This is a genomic window from Burkholderia sp. Tr-20390 (assembly GCF_017104595.1).
Classification (GTDB): Bacteria; Pseudomonadota; Gammaproteobacteria; order Burkholderiales; family Burkholderiaceae; genus Burkholderia.
This window is the reverse complement of sequence record NZ_JAAGPC010000038.1, coordinates 21,345-37,427: the sequence shown is the minus strand read 5'-3', so window position 1 is coordinate 37,427 and position 16,083 is coordinate 21,345. Positions and strand designations below refer to the sequence as shown.

General features: G+C 63.1%; 12 protein-coding genes. All 12 read left to right on the top strand.

Annotation, left to right across the window (positions count from 1 at the left end; all coding sequences use genetic code 11):
- Positions 1–125: 125 nt before the first annotated feature.
- Complete coding sequence (locus tag G3N98_RS13390) at positions 126–620, top strand: (2Fe-2S)-binding protein (RefSeq protein WP_206148425.1); 495 nt, start codon at positions 126–128, stop codon at positions 618–620.
- Position 621: 1 nt separating this feature from the next.
- Positions 622–2,868 carry a molybdopterin cofactor-binding domain-containing protein gene (locus G3N98_RS13385; RefSeq protein ID WP_206148424.1) on the top strand — a complete coding sequence of 749 codons (2,247 nt, stop codon included), beginning with the start codon at positions 622–624 and terminating at the stop codon, positions 2,866–2,868.
- A 281-nt stretch (positions 2,869–3,149) separates the two neighbouring features.
- Positions 3,150–3,857, top strand: a complete 708-nt coding sequence (locus G3N98_RS13380; RefSeq protein WP_206148423.1) for a YfiR family protein — start codon at positions 3,150–3,152, stop codon at positions 3,855–3,857.
- Entirely contained in the window at positions 3,854–5,122 is a 1,269-nt protein-coding gene (locus tag G3N98_RS13375; protein WP_175239147.1) for a diguanylate cyclase, read from the top strand. The genes G3N98_RS13380 and G3N98_RS13375 overlap by 4 nt, the downstream gene beginning before the upstream one ends.
- 85 nt (positions 5,123–5,207) lie before the next feature.
- On the top strand, positions 5,208–5,717 hold the full coding sequence (locus G3N98_RS13370) for an OmpA family protein (protein ID WP_089475699.1): 510 nt from the start codon (positions 5,208–5,210) through the stop codon (positions 5,715–5,717).
- Between the two features lie 405 nt (positions 5,718–6,122).
- Positions 6,123–8,261, top strand: coding sequence for a type VI secretion system tip protein TssI/VgrG (gene tssI, locus G3N98_RS13365; RefSeq protein ID WP_206148422.1), 2,139 nt, complete (start codon positions 6,123–6,125; stop codon positions 8,259–8,261).
- 17 nt (positions 8,262–8,278) lie between these two features.
- Positions 8,279–8,737, top strand: coding sequence for a DUF1795 domain-containing protein (locus G3N98_RS13360; protein ID WP_175029656.1), 459 nt, complete (start codon positions 8,279–8,281; stop codon positions 8,735–8,737).
- Complete coding sequence (locus G3N98_RS13355) at positions 8,734–13,032, top strand: RHS repeat-associated core domain-containing protein (RefSeq protein ID WP_346779085.1); 4,299 nt, start codon at positions 8,734–8,736, stop codon at positions 13,030–13,032. The genes G3N98_RS13360 and G3N98_RS13355 overlap by 4 nt, the downstream gene beginning before the upstream one ends.
- A gap of 3 nt (positions 13,033–13,035) precedes the next feature.
- Positions 13,036–13,440 carry a barstar family protein gene (locus G3N98_RS13350; protein ID WP_206148421.1) on the top strand — a complete coding sequence of 135 codons (405 nt, stop codon included), beginning with the start codon at positions 13,036–13,038 and terminating at the stop codon, positions 13,438–13,440.
- Positions 13,441–13,576: 136 nt separating this feature from the next.
- Positions 13,577–14,002, top strand: coding sequence for a hypothetical protein (locus G3N98_RS13345; RefSeq protein WP_206148420.1), 426 nt, complete (start codon positions 13,577–13,579; stop codon positions 14,000–14,002).
- Positions 14,003–14,125: 123 nt separating this feature from the next.
- Positions 14,126–15,412 (top strand): RHS repeat-associated core domain-containing protein, encoded by a 1,287-nt coding sequence (locus tag G3N98_RS13340; RefSeq protein ID WP_241025902.1) that lies wholly within the window; start codon positions 14,126–14,128, stop codon positions 15,410–15,412.
- 5 nt (positions 15,413–15,417) lie between these two features.
- On the top strand, positions 15,418–15,900 hold the full coding sequence (locus tag G3N98_RS13335; protein WP_206148419.1) for a hypothetical protein: 483 nt from the start codon (positions 15,418–15,420) through the stop codon (positions 15,898–15,900).
- The last annotated feature ends 183 nt before the right edge of the window (positions 15,901–16,083 follow it).

Genomic DNA, 16,083 nt, shown 5'->3' with positions numbered 1-16,083 from the left:
TTAGTCCGACTGACAGGGATTCGACGAAATGATCGCTGGCGTACCCGTGCATCGCGTTTCGATAATGCTCCGGAACCGCGCGATGGGCGCGGGCCGACCCAGGAATGCGAATCAGGAGACCGCGCATGATCGACATCGTCGTGAACGATACACGCCATTCGCTCGAGAATGTACCGGGGGATATGCCGTTGCTGTGGGTGCTGCGCGACCGGCTCAAGCTCACCGGCACGAAGTTCGGCTGCGGCAAGGGCCTGTGCGGCGCGTGCACCGTGCATCTCGACGGGCAGGCCGTACGCGCGTGCCTGATTCCGGCCGTCGCCGCGCGCGGGCGGCACGTGACGACGATCGAGGGGTTGTCGCCGGACGGGCGGCATCCGCTGCAACTCGCGTGGGTCGCCGAGGACGTGCCGCAATGCGGCTATTGCCAGCCGGGGCAACTGATGCAGGCGGCCGCGCTGCTGAAGGGCGGGCAGCCGGTGGACGACGACGCGATCGTGCAGGCGATGTCGGGCAACCTCTGCCGCTGCGGCACGTATGCGCGCATTCATCGCGCGATCAAGCGTGCGGCGTCGGGCGATCCGTCGCTGAAGGCCGCGGCCGAACCCGCGAAGGAGGCGTGACATGCGCGACGATCACGCAGCGGATGCACCGCATGGCGACGGCACGCCGCGCCGGCGTTTTCTCAAGCAGGGTTCGGCGCTGCTGGCCGCAGGCATCGCGATCGGCTTCCGGATGCCCGACGCGGCGGCCGCGGGCAAGCACGCGAGCGGCGATCCGCATCCGGCCGCCGGCGAATTCGAACCGAACGCGTGGGTGCGCGTGCTGCCCGACGACACGATCAAGCTCGTCGTGCACAAGCACGATTCGGGCACCGGCACGCGCACCGCGCTCGCGGCGGTGGTGGCCGAGGAACTCGACGTCGATCCGTTCCGGGTCGACGTGATCACGCCGGAAGATCCGTTCTTCGCCGACTACCTGCATCCGCTGTGGAAAGTGTTCTCGACCGGCGGCAGCACGAGTGTCGCGATGGAGTACGACCGGCTGCGTCGAGCGGGCGCGACCGCGCGTGCGATGCTCGTCGAAGCGGCGGCGCATCAATGGGGTGTGCCCGCTTCTGCGTGTACGACGGCAGACGGCGCCGTGCTGCATGCGTCGAGCGGCCGCCGGGCGACGTACGGCGCGCTCGCGCAGGCGGCCGCGCAGTTGCCGGCGCCGAAGCAGGTCGCGCTGAAAGATCCCACGGAGTTCCGCTACATCGGCAAGCTGCGCAAGAAGCGCGGCGCCGCGCAGAAGTCCGACGGCTCGTTTCCGTACAGCATCGACGTGTCGCTGCCGGGGATGCTGGTCGCGGTCGTCACGCGCGCGCCGGTGATCGACGGCCGCGTGCGCAGCGTCGATGCGAAGGCGGCGCTTGCGATTCCCGGCGTGCGCGACGTGCTGCAGATTCCGCCGCGCCCCGACGTGCTCGGCGGCAACCAGGCCGGCGTCGCGGTGCTCGCGGACGACTACTGGTCCGCGCATCAAGGGCAGGCCGCGCTGACGATCGAATGGGAGGACAGCCTGTTCGAAACCTTCGACAGCAGCACGCTCGCCGCGCGCCAGGCCGCGTGGCTCGACGATCCGGCCGCGCGCGTCGTGCCGACGATCGCCGACGGCGATCCGGCGAAGGCCCATGCGGCCGGCGCGCGCACGATCGAGGCGTCGTATGCGATGCCGCACAAGGCCGCGAATCCGCTGGAGCCGATCAACCTCACCGTGTGGGCACGCAACGGCGGTATCGAATACTGGGGCGGGCTGCAGGTGCCGTCGACCGCGATGGAAGCAGCGGAGGTGATCGGCGGCATTCCTTCGCATCGGGTGACGCTGCACGAGCTGGTGTCGGGCGGCAGCTTCGGCGCGCGCGAATCGAAGTACTGGCTGTTCGAGGCGACGTGGCTCGCGGTGAAGACCGGCAAGCCCGTGAAGCTGATGAACAGCCGCGAGGACGAGATGCGTGCGCTGTTCTATCACGCGGCAAGCTACCACCGTGCGCGCGCGGTGCTCGATGCAAAGGGCGATCTCGCGTCGCTGTGGCTGCGCGCCGTGATGCCCGCCTCGCCGCAGCAGTGGGAGCCCGGCTACCTCGAGCGCGCCGACCGGATGGATTTCAGCACGACCGAGGCCATCACGAAATGGGAGTTCGCGTATTCGGCGCCGCATCGCGACATCGGCTGGATCCGGCTGGAGACGGGTGTGCCGACCGGCTGGTTCCGCGCAGTGAGCTACATCCCGAACGTGTTCGCGGTCGAATCGGTGATGGACGAGGCCGCGCACGCGGCGAAGCGCGACCCGGTCGAGTTCCGGCTCGCGCACATGCGCGACCGGCCGCGCCATGCGGCCGTGCTGCGTGAAGCGGCGCAACGAGCGGGGTGGGGCCAGCCGCTGCCGGACGGTGTCGCACTCGGCATCGCGACGAACCAGGCGTACGACAGCTATGTCGCGGTGGTCGCGCGGGTCGTGCGCAAGGACGGCGCGGTGCGCGTGGAGAAGCTGACGTGCGTCGCCGATTGCGGGATCGCGGTGTCGCCGGCCGGCGTCGACGAGCAACTGTACGGCGGCCTGATGTGGGGGCTCGGCCATGCGACGTCCGATCGCATCGACTTCCGGCACGGCCGCGTGCAGCAGTCGAACTTCGATACGTATCGCGTGATGCGGATGAGCGACATGCCCGATACCGACATTCATATCGTGCAGGGCGATCCGGCGAAGCCGGGCGGTGTCGGTGAACTGTCGAGCCCGGCGGTGACGCCGGCGATCGCGAACGCGGTATTCCGGCTGACGGGGAAGCGGTTGCGGGAGACGCCTTTCGATTTGTCGGCGGTGGCGTAGCGTGACCGAACGTATGAAGTTTGACTCGCATCGGCCGCCATTCCGCTGATCAATGCGCCGACGTCGCAGCCGGGTCGACGTCGGCGCATGCGTTCGCCCGCATCGTCGCGCGCAAGCGCCGATTCCGCACAAGTTCTCGCGCTGCTCGCGGGTGTTTCCCACTGGTTGGTGATGCGAATTTTTACCTAAGATGAAGCCATCATGCGCGTAATTCGGTGCCTGCACGTGCATGGAGGGAGGCAGGAGGCAGCGCCGGAGCGACGCCAGCGGATGTTGCCATCATGGATGCGAAAGTGTGCGCGTCGGCTGCCAGTCTCGCGACTGCGGCGACGCCAGCGGACGCGGCGGCAATCGCCGCGCGAACGGTGCCCGGCTGCCCGGGTCGAACCGCTCCGCTGCGCCATGCGCTGGTCGCAATCGTTTGCGTTCTGGGGGCTGCACAGGCCGTGCTTGCCGGGGCTTCCGCCGAGGCGCTCGATCCCGCCGACACGGTGCGCATCGTTGCGCCCGCAAGCCCCGCGGATCCCGCCGGTCCGGGCGGGGCGACATCCGACACGGCCGTGCGTCAGGTCGTGCTGGGCATCATCAGTTTCACCCGCTGGCCGACGACACCCGTGCGCCTGCATCTGTGCGTCACGGGCCGGCCCGACCATGCGCGCGGCCTGACCGATACGCTGCAGGCCGGCTCGACGCTGCTCGACGTGCAGCGTGTGCGCTTCGACGATCCCGCGCTCGGCATCGCCTGCGACATCGTCTATCTCGGCAACCTGGGCGCAGAGGAACGCGCGCGCGTGGGGGCAGCGGTGGCCGGCCATCCGGTGCTGACAATTTCGGAGCACGATCCATCCTGCACCGCGGGCGGCATGTTCTGTCTCAACGTCGACGGCGAGCGCGTGTCGTTCGACATCAATCTCGACGCGGTCGCACGCAGTGGCGTGCGCGTGCATCCGAACGTGCTCAATCTCGCGCGACGGCCGGGGGCACCATGACACGGCGCGCCCCTCCGGTCTCCCTGTCGCGCGTGCCGCGCCCGACGCTGCAAAGCGTGCTGCGTCGCGCGCACCTGCGCCTCGCATTCGTCGCCGTCACGATGGCCGCCGTGTCGTTGATCGTGGTGGCCGTGATTGCATTGCGTGCGTATGCCGGCAACAACCTGAACCTGCTGGCGCGCTCGCTCGGGTATACGGTGGAGGCCGCGCTCGTGTTCGGCGACCGCGTCGCGGCGGCCGAGGCGATCGGGATGATCGCCGGCGATGAGGATGTCGCGCAGGTCGTGGTCACGGATAGCAAGGGCCAGCCGTTCGCGACGTGGCAGTTGCCTGCCGGCAGCGGGATCGCGCGGCTCGAGCGCGTCGTCGCCGACCTCGCGTTGCCGGGGCCCGTGACCGCGCCGGTGGTGCACGACGGCATCGTCGTCGGCCACGTCGTCGTGCGCGGCCGTGGGCATCAGTTCTTCGGATTCCTGCTTGGCGGCGTGGGCGGCATTCTCGGTTGCCTGGCCGTCAGCGTGATCGGTGCGTATATCAGCTCGCAACGCCTGCTGCGCAGCATCGTTTCGCCGTTGCGCGCGCTGGCGGGCGTCGCCCACGCGGTGCGGCGCGAACGTGCGTTCGCGCAGCGCGTCGAGCCCGCATCGATTGCCGAACTCAACCAGCTCGGCGACGACTTCAATGCATTGCTCGACGAATTCGAAGAGTGGCAGAACACGCTGCGCGACGAGAACGCGTCGCTCGAACACAAGGCGACGCACGATGCGCTCACGGGGCTGCCCAACCGCGTGCAGTTCGAGTCGCGTCTCGCACTCGCCCTCGGCGAAGCCGGGGTGACGGGGCAGCGGGTCGCGATCCTGTACCTCGATTGCGACCGCTTCAAGGAAATCAACGACTGCCTCGGCCACGACGCCGGCGACGCGGTGCTGATCGGCATCGCGTCACGACTGCGCACGCAGGTGCGCGAGACCGACCTGGTCGCGCGCCTGGGCGGCGACGAATTCGCGGTCATGCTGCCGGCCGTGCGCGACGCGGGTAGCGTATGTCGTATTGCTGACGAGATCTTGTCCGGTATGGCGCCGTCGATCGAGCTGTCCGACGGCCGCGTGGTGGCCACCATGATGAGTGCCGGCGTTGCGCTGTATCCCGATCACGCGTCGGATGCGAGCGGCTTGCTGCGGGCGGCGGATGCCGCGATGTACCGCGCCAAGCGCGCCCGGCCAGGCTCGTGGCAACTGGCGGAAGGGGTCGCGGGGGCGGCTTGAGGTCCATCGTTTCACGCTGCGGGCGAGGCCGCGGCAGTGGGTTGGAAGAGCGCTCGCGATGCGCGTGCAATCGAAGGGGTCAATGATGAACAACACGTTTCCGGTGGGCATTGGGCGCATGTGCGTCGGCAGCGCGCTGCTTTTGTGCATGCTGCTGGGAGGCTGCAATACGCCGCCGCTTCATCGTGGATTGACGCAGACGCAGGTCACCGCGCTCAAGTCGGCCGGTTTCCAGGAAACCCAGCAGGGTTTCGAGTTCGGCTCGACCGGGCCGATCCTGTTCGATTTCGATCGCTACAACCTCAAGCCCGATGTGCGGCGGATCGTCGAACGGATCGGTCGCACGCTCCACTCGGCGGGGATCAACGGGGTACGGGTCTACGGCTATTCGGACCAGGAAGGCGTGGACAAGTATGACGTCGAGTTGTCCAGGCGGCGGGCGGAGGTCGTCGCCCTTGAACTGGTCGACGTGGGGCTCGATGCGAAGCGCATCGCGGTCGTCGGGAAAGGGAAGAGCGATCCGGTCGGGGACAACAAGACGCCGGGAGGCAGGGCGCAGAACCGGCGGGCGGCGATCGTGGTGTCGCCGCGGTGACCGCGGCGGTTTCCCCGCACGGAAAGAAAGGCGTTTGAAAGCTACGGAAGGCATGCGATCGAACGCGACGACCGGCAGCGTGTAGCGGCACGGCAGCGTTTGCCGGCGCGCGTTCCGTTCCGAGCGTTCGCACTATTTCATCGTGACTGGGGCGACGCTTCGCCCCGTACGGATCTGTCACACGTTTCATGCAGATTGTGTCGTGTTCCGCGCGTACTGGCGCGGTGATTCGGCATGGGCAACTGCCGTCCGGGCGGCCGGCTGCCGGCCTGTTTTCGGGCTATCGGGGGCCCGAACGGAAACGTTTGCAGGTGTCTTTCACGCGTCCGGATTTTGTCCTACATTATCGGGGCTTCGGGCCGGTCAGCCGGCACCAGGAACCTGAGAACACAAGAAGGAACAAGAATGAGTTTCGCTCCGAACGGGGGTATTCCCACTGGAATGGGCGGTAGTGCGCTCGGCTCGTTGAGCGCGCTCGGCGGTCTCGCCGGCCCGGTTGCGTCGAGCGTCGCCGGCAGCCTCGGGCCGCTTGCGGGTTTGGCCGGGCACGTCGACACCGTCCAGCGCGCGATGCAGCTCGCGCAGACCGGCTTCTCGCTGATGGACAAGACGCCCGCCGCGATTGCCGAGGCGATCAACGGCGCCGCCAACCCCGCGCGCCTGACTCAACTCAACCGCTACGTGACGCTCGATACGCCGCTCGGCCCGGACGTGCTGCTGGTCAGCGCTGCCGTCGTCGACGAGCACGTGAACCGGTTGCCGGAGATCCACCTCGACCTGCTGTCGCATCGCCACGACCTGCGCCCCGAGGACCTGATCGGCCAGCAGGTCAAGATCCGGTTCGACCAGCAGGCGCGCCTGTCGACGCTCGAGCGCGTCGTCGCATCGGGCGCCGCCGACAACGATCGTTACTTCGACGGCTACGTCGCGTCGTTCGACCGCGCCGGCAACCCCGGCAACGTCACGCAATATCACCTCACGGCGGTGCCTTGGTTCTGGTTCCTGACGCGCTCCACCGACTGCCGGATCTTCCAGAACAAGACCGCGCAGGACATCCTCACCGAGATCTTCCAGGAGCACGGCTTCTCCGACTTCGTATTCGATATCCGCACGGCCCAGAAGCCGCTCGAGTACGTCGTGATGTACCAGGAGAGCTACTACAACTTCTGCGCGCGGCTGATGGAGCAGGAGGGGCTGGTCTGGACGCACCGCTACGAGAAGGACAAGCACATCCTGGTGATCGGCGATTCGAACCTGCTGTTCCGCCCGATCGACGGGCTCGCGACGGTGCCGTTCGCGGCCACCGAGGCGAGCGAGGACAGCGGCATCGACCAGTTGCACGAAGGTCGGCGCTTTGGCGTGGGCAAGGTCACGTTCCGCGACTTCAACCACCAGAACCCGTCGTCGCCGCTGATGCTGGTGGAGGCCGGGCCGCAGAACCTCAAGCATGCGCGGCTCGACGCGACCGAGCGGTTCGAGCACCAGTCGCTGTACGACCACGGCGACGACGGCAACCGCTACGCGCGTTTCGCGATGGAGGCCGAGGAGGCGCAGGCCCATCGCTATACCGGCGGCGGCTACGCGTGGCGCATGACCACGGCGGGCGCCGTCACCGTCGCGAATCACCCGGTGCTCGAGAACAACCAGGAATACGTGATCCTGCACGTGCGTCACGAGGCGGTGAACGACTACACGCAGCACAGCGCGAAGCTGCCGTATCGCAACAGCTTCGCGCTGCTGCCGAAGAAGATTCCGTACCGTGCGCCGCGCGGCACGCCGAAGCCGGTGATTCACGGCACGCAGTCGGCGATCGTCGTCGGGCCGAAGGGCGAGGAAATCTACACCAACGGCAGCGCCGTGAAGGTGCATTTCCCGTGGGACCGGCGCGGCAAGAAGGACGGCTCCGATTCGATGTGGGTGCGTGTATCGCAACCGTGGGCGGGCGACGGCTGGGGCGCGGCCGCGATTCCGCGGATCAAGCAGGAAGTGCTGGTGGCGTTCAACCAGGGGGACCCGGATAACCCGGTGATCGTCGGTCGTGTGTTCAATGGCGAACAGGGCAACCCGTATCACGGTGCGGCCGGTCAGACGATGGGGATCAAGAGTCAGACGCACAAGGGGCAGGGGTCGAACGAGATCCGCATGACCGACACGAACGGCATGCAGGAATTCTTCATGCACGCGCAGAAGGACATGAACACCGTCGTCGAGAACAACGAGACGCACAAGGTGCTGGGGCCGATGCGTACCGTGCTGGTGGCGACGGGCAGCGAAGAGAAGCAGATTCCGCAGGGCAACCTGACCGAGACGATCGCCGAGAAGCGCAGCACGACCGCGACCACCGTCGAGGTGACGACGCCGGCCAAGGATGGCGGCGGTGGCACACAGGTTTACATGGCCGAGCGCGGCATCCTGCTGAAGGTGATGGACAGCTCGATCTCGCTCGCGCCGGAAGGCATCCGCCTCGAGCACAAGGGCTCCGTGATCCTGATGACCGACGACGGCGTGATGATCAACGGCACGCGTATCGACCTCAACAAATAACTCGAACGAAACCAGCCATGCACTACGCAATCCACGAAGGCACCTTTGAACTGCCGGACGCGGCGCTCGACCGCACGGTTAACATCCTGATGATGAACGCTGGCCCCGGCGGCCTCAATCTCGTGATCGCCCGCGGACGGTTGCGAGACGGGGAGAATCTCGACGCGTTCGTCGCGCGCGAATGGGAAGTCGCGTCGCGCGATGCCAGGATGCTGACCGAGAAGGCGCGTCGGCCGGTGACGGTGGGGTCTCGCGCGGGCATTCAGATCGATTCCACGCTCGAGCGGGACGGCAGGCTCTGGCATCAGGTGCAGACGATGTTCCCATCGGATGACGCCGGCCGCGTGCTGGTGATGACGTTGACCAGCGCGGCGCCGCTGACCGAGGAACAGCAGGCGATCGCCGAACGCATGCTCGCCAGTTTCCAGCCGCGCGCGGCTCGGCCGTCCCTCCTCGGGCCGGGTGACGCGTCGTGAGCGCGGAAAACTTCGCGGCCGCACGCTTCGAAGATCCGATCCAGCATACGTCGCTCCTGGGTGAGCTTGTCGGCACTGTTGGGTCGGTAGTCGGCGGCGCCATCGTCGGTGCGTTGGTGGCAGAGGCGATGGAGGGGCTGATATTCGCCGGCCTCGCTGCGCTCGAAATCGGCACGGCGGGGTTGGCGACGCCGCTCGTGATTGCGATCGGTGTAGGCGTGGCGGTCGGCTCCGGCGCGCTGATGGAAGCGAGCGGCATGAACGATGCCATCGACGACGGCGCGAAGTCGGTGGCCAATTCGCTCGTGCCGCCCGAGATCAAAGGCAAGATCGCGAGTGGGTCGGGCAACGTCTACGTCAACGACAAGCCGGCGGCGCGGGCGGCGAAGCCGGGCGATCTCGATACCGTTGCGTGTACCGATCATCCCGGGCCACAGATGATTGCCGACGGGTCGGGCAGCGTCTATATCAACGATCAACCGGCCGCGCGGGTTGGCGACAAGACGACCTGTGACGGGACGATTGCCGAAGGCTCGGACAACGTATTTATCGGCGGTGGGACGCAGCGGGTGCGGGATGTGAAGTCGGCCACGCGGCTCGGGTGGCTGGGGGCCGCGCTTGGGATCGCGCTCGCGGTGTGCGGCCGCGGGAAGATGAGCTGGGGCGACTTCCTGAAAAGCAAGGTGCCATGTCTTGCGGTGAATTTCGCGGGGGGTGCGTTCGGAACCTGGCTGGGTAGTCTGGCGAGGCCGTCGGCGGGGCATCCGGTCGACGTCATTACCGGCAGCAAGGTGCTCGATGGTACGGACGATACCGACTTCGTCCTGCCCGGGCCGCTGCCGATCGTGTGGCAGCGTTTCTATAGCAGTCTCGACGATCGTGCCGACAGCCTGTTCGGGACGGGGTGGAGCGTGCCGATCAGCGTCGAGTTGCGGCTTGCACGTGAACACGGCGAAGTGGTGTCGATCACGTACTGGGACGAGCAGGGGCGCGATATCGTGTTCCCGGCCGTGTCGCCGGGTGAAAGCCATTTCAGCGTGCCGGAAGGCATTTACCTGATCTGCACCGAAGGTGGCCACTATGTGGTCGAGACGGTCGACGGGGTGTATCGCGATTTCGGCCGCGCTCGTACCGATGCGGATGGCGAAGCGCTCAAGCTGTGGCGTCTCGAAGATCGCAACGGTAACTGGATCGAGGTTGAGCGAGAAGCTCACGATGAGATCGTGCGACCCGTACGGTTGCACGACAGCGCCGGTCGCTTGCTGACCCTGTCCTACGACAAGTTGCATCCGCAACGTATCGGCGCGATCGAGCTGACCCGTGGCGTTGACGGTGAACAACCCGACACGCTGGTGCGGTACGCGTATGGCAACGCCGGCGAACTGGTGGCCGTTACCGATCGTAGCGGTCATATCGGGCGACGCTTCGCATACGAGCATGGGCTGATGGTCCAGCACACGCTGCCTGGCGGCCTGCAGTGTTTTTATGCGTGGCAGGGTGTCGGCCGCGACGCGCGTGTGGTGCGCCACTGGACCAACGACGGCGAAGCGTACACGTTCGACGCGGATCTCGCGCAGCGGTCGGTGACGATTACCGACCAGATCGGTCGCGTGACGCGCTGGACATGGAACGAGGATCAGCAGCCGACGAGCCATACGGATGCCGAAGGCCACGTGTGGCAGTTGGAGTGGAACGCAAAGCGGCAGTTGGTCAGCACGACCGATCCGGCCGGGAACACGACGCGCTTCGAATATGACGAGCGCGGGCGTCAGACGCAGCGCATCGATGCGCTTGGCCAGGTTGAGCGGACCGAGTGGAATGGGTACTACGACCTGCCTGTCGCGGAAACCGATCCGGCGAATTCCCGGTGGATATACCGTTACGACGATCGCGGCAATCTGACGTTGACACGCGATCCGGCGGGTTTTGCAACCGAGTATCACCGGGACGAGCGCGGGCTCGTGCACACGATTCGCGATGCGCGGGGTGGGTACAAGTTCCTTGAGTGGAATGGTCGTGCGCAGTTGACGTCGTATACCGATTGTTCCGGCAAGGTTACGCGGTTTGCGTATGACGCACGTGGTGCGCTCGCGCGTGTGACCGATGCGGCCGGGCAGTCGACCGTGTACGAAACGGATGCGATGGGGCGGGTCACGGGGATCGGGACGGCGGATGGTGCTCGTCAGGCGTTCCGGTATGACTTGGCCGGGCGTCTCGTTGAGGTTGTCGATGCGAATCAGCGCAGCACGCGGTATGAGATCAATCCGCGTGGACAGCTGCTTGCTCGTACTGACGCGGCTAATCGTGTGGTGCGATTCGGGTACGACGATGCGTTCCGGCTTGCGAGCTTGACCAACGAAAATCGCGAGTCGTATCGCTTCCAGTATGACCGTCGCGACTTGGTGGCTGCGCAGATCGGGCTCGATGGCCACAAGCGCACATACGAGTACGACGTGTGTGGCCAAGGCACGATCGTGCGGGATGGCAAGATCGAGACGCGATACGAGCGCGATGCGATCGGGCGACTGACGGCGAAGCAAGCCACGCATGAACGTTGTGAGTACCTGTACGACAAGGCGAGCCGAATCGCGTCGGCCGAGTTGTACACGCTGGCCGCTCGTGGTCCTTTGTTGAAGAATCGGGTCAGCCTGAAGTACGGGCCGCGCGGTGAGGTGCTCGAGGAGTACACGCCGACGGGCTGGCTTGCGCATACCTACGATGAGCTGGGTAACCGCGTCAGCACCACGATTTCAGGCGAGCGTACGATCGACTGGCTGCATTACGGATCGGGCCATGTGCATCAGATCCGTGTTGACGGGGCTGCAGTGGCGGACATCGAGCGCGATGATCTGCATCGGGAGGTTCTGCGGACGCAAGGCAAGCTGACGAGTCATTTCGGGTATGACGCGGTTGGCCGTCGTGCCCGGCACGTTGCACAGCGAGGCAGGGCGGCGGACGAGCTGCTGGCGAAGCAGTGGCAATACGACGCTGTGGGAGATGTGATCCAGAAGCGGGATCTGCGCTATGGCACGACCAGTTATCGCTATGACCCGACCGGTCGCATTGAACAGGCGGCCGGGCCAGGATTGCCGTCGGAAGTGTTTCGCTGGGACGCAGCGGCGAACCTCGTGTCGAGCGATCACCCGGGAGGCTTCGTTGAGCACAACCGGCTCAAGGTGTTCGAGGACAAGCGGTTCGAGTACGACGTATATGGGCGGCTTGTTCGCAAGTTGAGTGGGCACGGGCCGGCCAAAGAGTTGGTACTTGAGTACGACGACTGGAATCAGTTGAAGACCGTCGTGACGAAGGACCGGCTTGGTGTCGGGACAACGCACTTCGAATACGACGCGTTCGGTCGGCGGATTCGGAAGCTCAATGGGGGGTATGCGAGTACGGATTTCCTGTGGGACGGCATGCGGCTCGTGCAGGAGACGTATCACGACCGTCAGGGCGAGGAAGCGCTGACGTACTTGTATGAGTCCAACAGCTATGTGCCGCTGGCACGGATCGACCAGGGTAAGGCGGCGGCTAACGACGCCAATGCGCGGGATGCGGTCTACTATTTCCACAACGACGTGTCGGGGTTGCCGGAGGAACTGACTAACGCTGATGGCGAGTTGATCTGGCAGGCTCGGTACAAGGTGTGGGGCAACGCGGTACAGGAGGAGTGGGTCGCGCGGGCTCCGCGTCGACCGACCCCAGCGTGGGGTGAATTGCGGGAGGATGTGCTCCAGTCGGCCCGTGTCCCGCGACCGCAGAACCTGCGCTTACAAGGGCAGTATCTGGATCGTGAGACGGGCCTACACTACAACACTTTTCGGTTCTATGATCCCGACATCGGGCGCTTCGTTACTTCGGATCCGATCGGATTGCTTGGTGGAACGAACCTCTATCAATATGCGCTAAACCCGATTTCGTGGATTGATCCTTGGGGGCTGACGTGCGGATCGACGACAGGAACACCGAAAGATCCGATTGCGCGAATTGCTCCGGGATCGTTACCTGCGGCCGAAGAGTCAGCGCTGCTGAATACCTTGAGTCATATCGACAACGGCACGGTACCTACGGGGCCTTTGTCAAAGAAGTGGGGCACGCAGTTTAAGAATTGGGCTGGGGACTTGCCGGGAGATAAAGGCCCAACATCCCCATATCAAGAGTATCGGGTAGCGCCATCGGCAGGCACTACAGGTGCGGGCACTAACCGTATTGTGGTGAACAGCCAAACGGGAGAGATGTATTACACATGGACACATTATGGCGATACGGGAAATCCCGCTTTTGTTCAAATCAGGTGATTCATGATGCTGGATAAGCCAGGACTTTACGTGGTCGATTCGGCCGAAGCAGAGCGCATTGCCGAAGAGTGCAGGCGCGGCGGTTGGCTGGTTATGTTTTTGCCTACGGAAATTGCATCCAAGGAGCAGTTTTTTGATGCGATTCGTAGCACATGCCCGCTAGATCCACCGTTACACAGCAACCGAAGCTGGGATGCTTTAGCAGATTCTCTGTGGTCGGGCTTGGACGAATTGGAGCGGGGGGAAATAGCGATATTCTGGCTAAATTCAGATTGTCTGAAGGTCGCGGATCCTGAAGCATTTGCTATTGCCACGGACATACTCACCGATCTGTGTACTTCGTTGGCTGATCCTAACGTGACGGCATCCAGGATGAAGACGTTGCTGGTTTTTCAAACTCCAAGTTGAGTGCAAACAAGAGGCGTACGGGCGGACCTTCGAGGTAGCAGTCGACCGTCCGTGCTTAGTCGTACACGCTGGCTTTGGGGCAACGCGATGCGATCGGGCGACTGACGGCGAAGCAAGTCACGCATGAACGTTGTGAGTGGAGATGCTGAATAACATAATTGTTCCAAGTAAATCGCTGGGGGGGATTCTTCTCAGTGAGCAGGTTCAGGACGTCATTGATAGACTGAGCGAGACGCATGTCGTAGAGCGTACCGGTCAGAACGTAGTTAGCATTGATGAAACAATTGCGATCTATCATGATCCGGAAAATGGTCGGATAGAAAGTCTGGCATGCAATAGTAAGTTCGCGGGGAAATACTTGGATAAGTTGTGGCCTGGAATGGCCGTGGGTGAAGTATTGAAGAATACTGAAACTCAGATTGCATGGTGCGGATTTGTTCAAGTGGATGATGTAAAGGGGGTGGGGCTTTCTTTGCCGGATGAGTTTGATGATTTTGAGAGATTGACGGATTTTTTAAGTTTGGATTTTGTTTTTGAGGAGTTGTGGGTTTATTCATTTTGAGATTGTGTGGCTTAATGACAAAGTCTATTCTTCCGGGGATAGATTTTGAAGGGTGCGGGGGCTGCCAAAGGTAGCCCCTAATAGCTGATCGATGCTGCGGACCATGTGATTCCGAAGCGGGATTTGCGCTATGGCACGACGAGCTATCGGTATGACCCGACGGGTCGCATTGAACAGGCGGTCGGGCCGGGATTGCGGTCGGAAGTGTTTCGTTGGGACGCGGCAGCCAACCTGGTGTCGAGCGATCACCCGGGAGGCTTCGTCGAGCACAACCGGCTCAAGGTGTTCGAGGACAAGCGCTTCGAGTACGACGTATATGGTCGGCTGGTTCGCAAGTTGAGTGGGCACGGGCCGGCCAAAGAGCTGGTACTTGAGTACGACGACTGGAACCAGTTGAAGATCGTCGTGACGAAGGACCGGCTTGGTGTCGGGACGACGCACTTTGAATACGACGCGTTCGGTCGGCGGATTCGGAAGCTCAATGGGGGTTATGCGAGTACCGACTTCCTGTGGGACGGCATGCGGCTCGTGCAGGAGACGTATCACGATCGCCAGGGCGAGGAAGCGCTGACGTACTTGTATGAGTCGAATAGCTATGTGCCGCTGGCGCGGATCGATCAGGGCAAGGCGGCGGCTAACGACGCCAATGCACGGGATGCGGTCTACTATTTCCATAACGATGTGTCGGGGTTGCCGGAGGAACTGACTAACGCCGATGGCGAGCTGGTCTGGCAGGCTCGGTACAAAGTGTGGGGCAACGCGGTACAGGAGGAGTGGATTGCGAGGGCGCGGCGGCAGCCGACGCCTGAGTGGGGTGATGTGCAAGCGATGGCGCCAGTGCCAACTGATGTGCCGCGGGCGCAAAATCTGCGTTTCCAGGGGCAGTATCTGGACCGCGAGACTGGGTTGCACTACAACACGTTCCGGTTCTACGATCCGGACATCGGGCGCTTTATCAATCCGGATCCAATCGGGTTGATGGGCGGAACTAACCTCTATCACTATGCGCGAAACCCGATCTCGTGGATTGATCCGTTCGGGCTGTCCCCATGCTCCACCAAGTCCACGCCGGAATCATTTGAGGATTGGGTGGCGCGCAGTCGCGGCAAGGCGGATGTGTATCTGAGAAGTGCAAGGGGACAAGAGCCAAATTACGTCGGGATAGCAAAAGATCCGTCTACACGGTACGCCAAAAACCTTGGTTATAACCTCGATTTGCTTACAGATGAGACGGGACAGCTTCCGAGAAATCAGGCGAGATCAGTCGAGCAGGCGATAATTGATGCCAAGCGCGGCGAATTTACGAATATCGACAACAGCATTGATCCGAATCGCCCCTTGTATAACGATGCTGTAACATGGGGCCGAAACTGGTTGCAGGATAACGGATGGGGGCATCTACTCGAATGAAGCAAGTGAAAATGAAGGAAGTGATTGATCTCCTGGAAGGTGGGAAAAAAGCGACTCCGGAAAAAGGAGATTTATTCGTTATGCATTTGAAGGGAGTTGGATTCATCCCGGGGCTCGTGGTGAAGGATGATTTCAAGTATGGCTCGGAGGAGATTTGTATAATTTATCTGTACAACGAGATTTCGGCTGAGAAAAATTCTAAATTTATATTGGATAAAAATAATTTGATTGTGCCGCCCGCCCTTGTTACGGCGATGGACTGGAGGGAGAAGGGAGGGTTTGAGAATGTCGGGCATTTGAATGAGTCGGAGATGGATGTTTTTCCGAATCACTGCTTTTATGATCGGCTGAGGAGGCGCTATGTTGATAATGAAGGCCAGGTGTGTGAGAAATTCGAGCCGTGTGGGGTTCGTACGATTTCAAATGTCGGCTCAGAGGCTATAGGTATCTATCAGAAGTTAAATCCGGACGTTGAGGTTGTCGAATAATTACGGATCCGACGGAGAAAACATCTAGCCGATAGGAACATGCCACAAACTCGCGCTGCTGCCGAATCCGGGAGCTGGAACGGCGGAAGCACTATCTGACGAGGCTACATGGTGCTGCGGGGGTATCGCCGGGACTTTATGCAAGTCCTGCAGGGAATGTGATGCACCCGCTGCCGTAGGCGC

Bases quoted from the DNA above. Each gene is read 5' to 3' on its own strand.
- G3N98_RS13370 (WP_089475699.1), top strand. From the start codon at position 5,208: ATGAACAACACGTTTCCGGTGGGCATTGGGCGCATGTGCGTCGGCAGC.
- tssI (WP_206148422.1), top strand. From the start codon at position 6,123: ATGAGTTTCGCTCCGAACGGGGGTATTCCCACTGGAATGGGCGGTAGT.
- G3N98_RS13380 (WP_206148423.1), top strand. From the start codon at position 3,150: ATGGATGCGAAAGTGTGCGCGTCGGCTGCCAGTCTCGCGACTGCGGCG.
- G3N98_RS13375 (WP_175239147.1), top strand. From the start codon at position 3,854: ATGACACGGCGCGCCCCTCCGGTCTCCCTGTCGCGCGTGCCGCGCCCG.
- G3N98_RS13390 (WP_206148425.1), top strand. From the start codon at position 126: ATGATCGACATCGTCGTGAACGATACACGCCATTCGCTCGAGAATGTA.
- G3N98_RS13350 (WP_206148421.1), top strand. From the start codon at position 13,036: ATGATGCTGGATAAGCCAGGACTTTACGTGGTCGATTCGGCCGAAGCA.
- G3N98_RS13360 (WP_175029656.1), top strand. From the start codon at position 8,279: ATGCACTACGCAATCCACGAAGGCACCTTTGAACTGCCGGACGCGGCG.
- G3N98_RS13385 (WP_206148424.1), top strand. From the start codon at position 622: ATGCGCGACGATCACGCAGCGGATGCACCGCATGGCGACGGCACGCCG.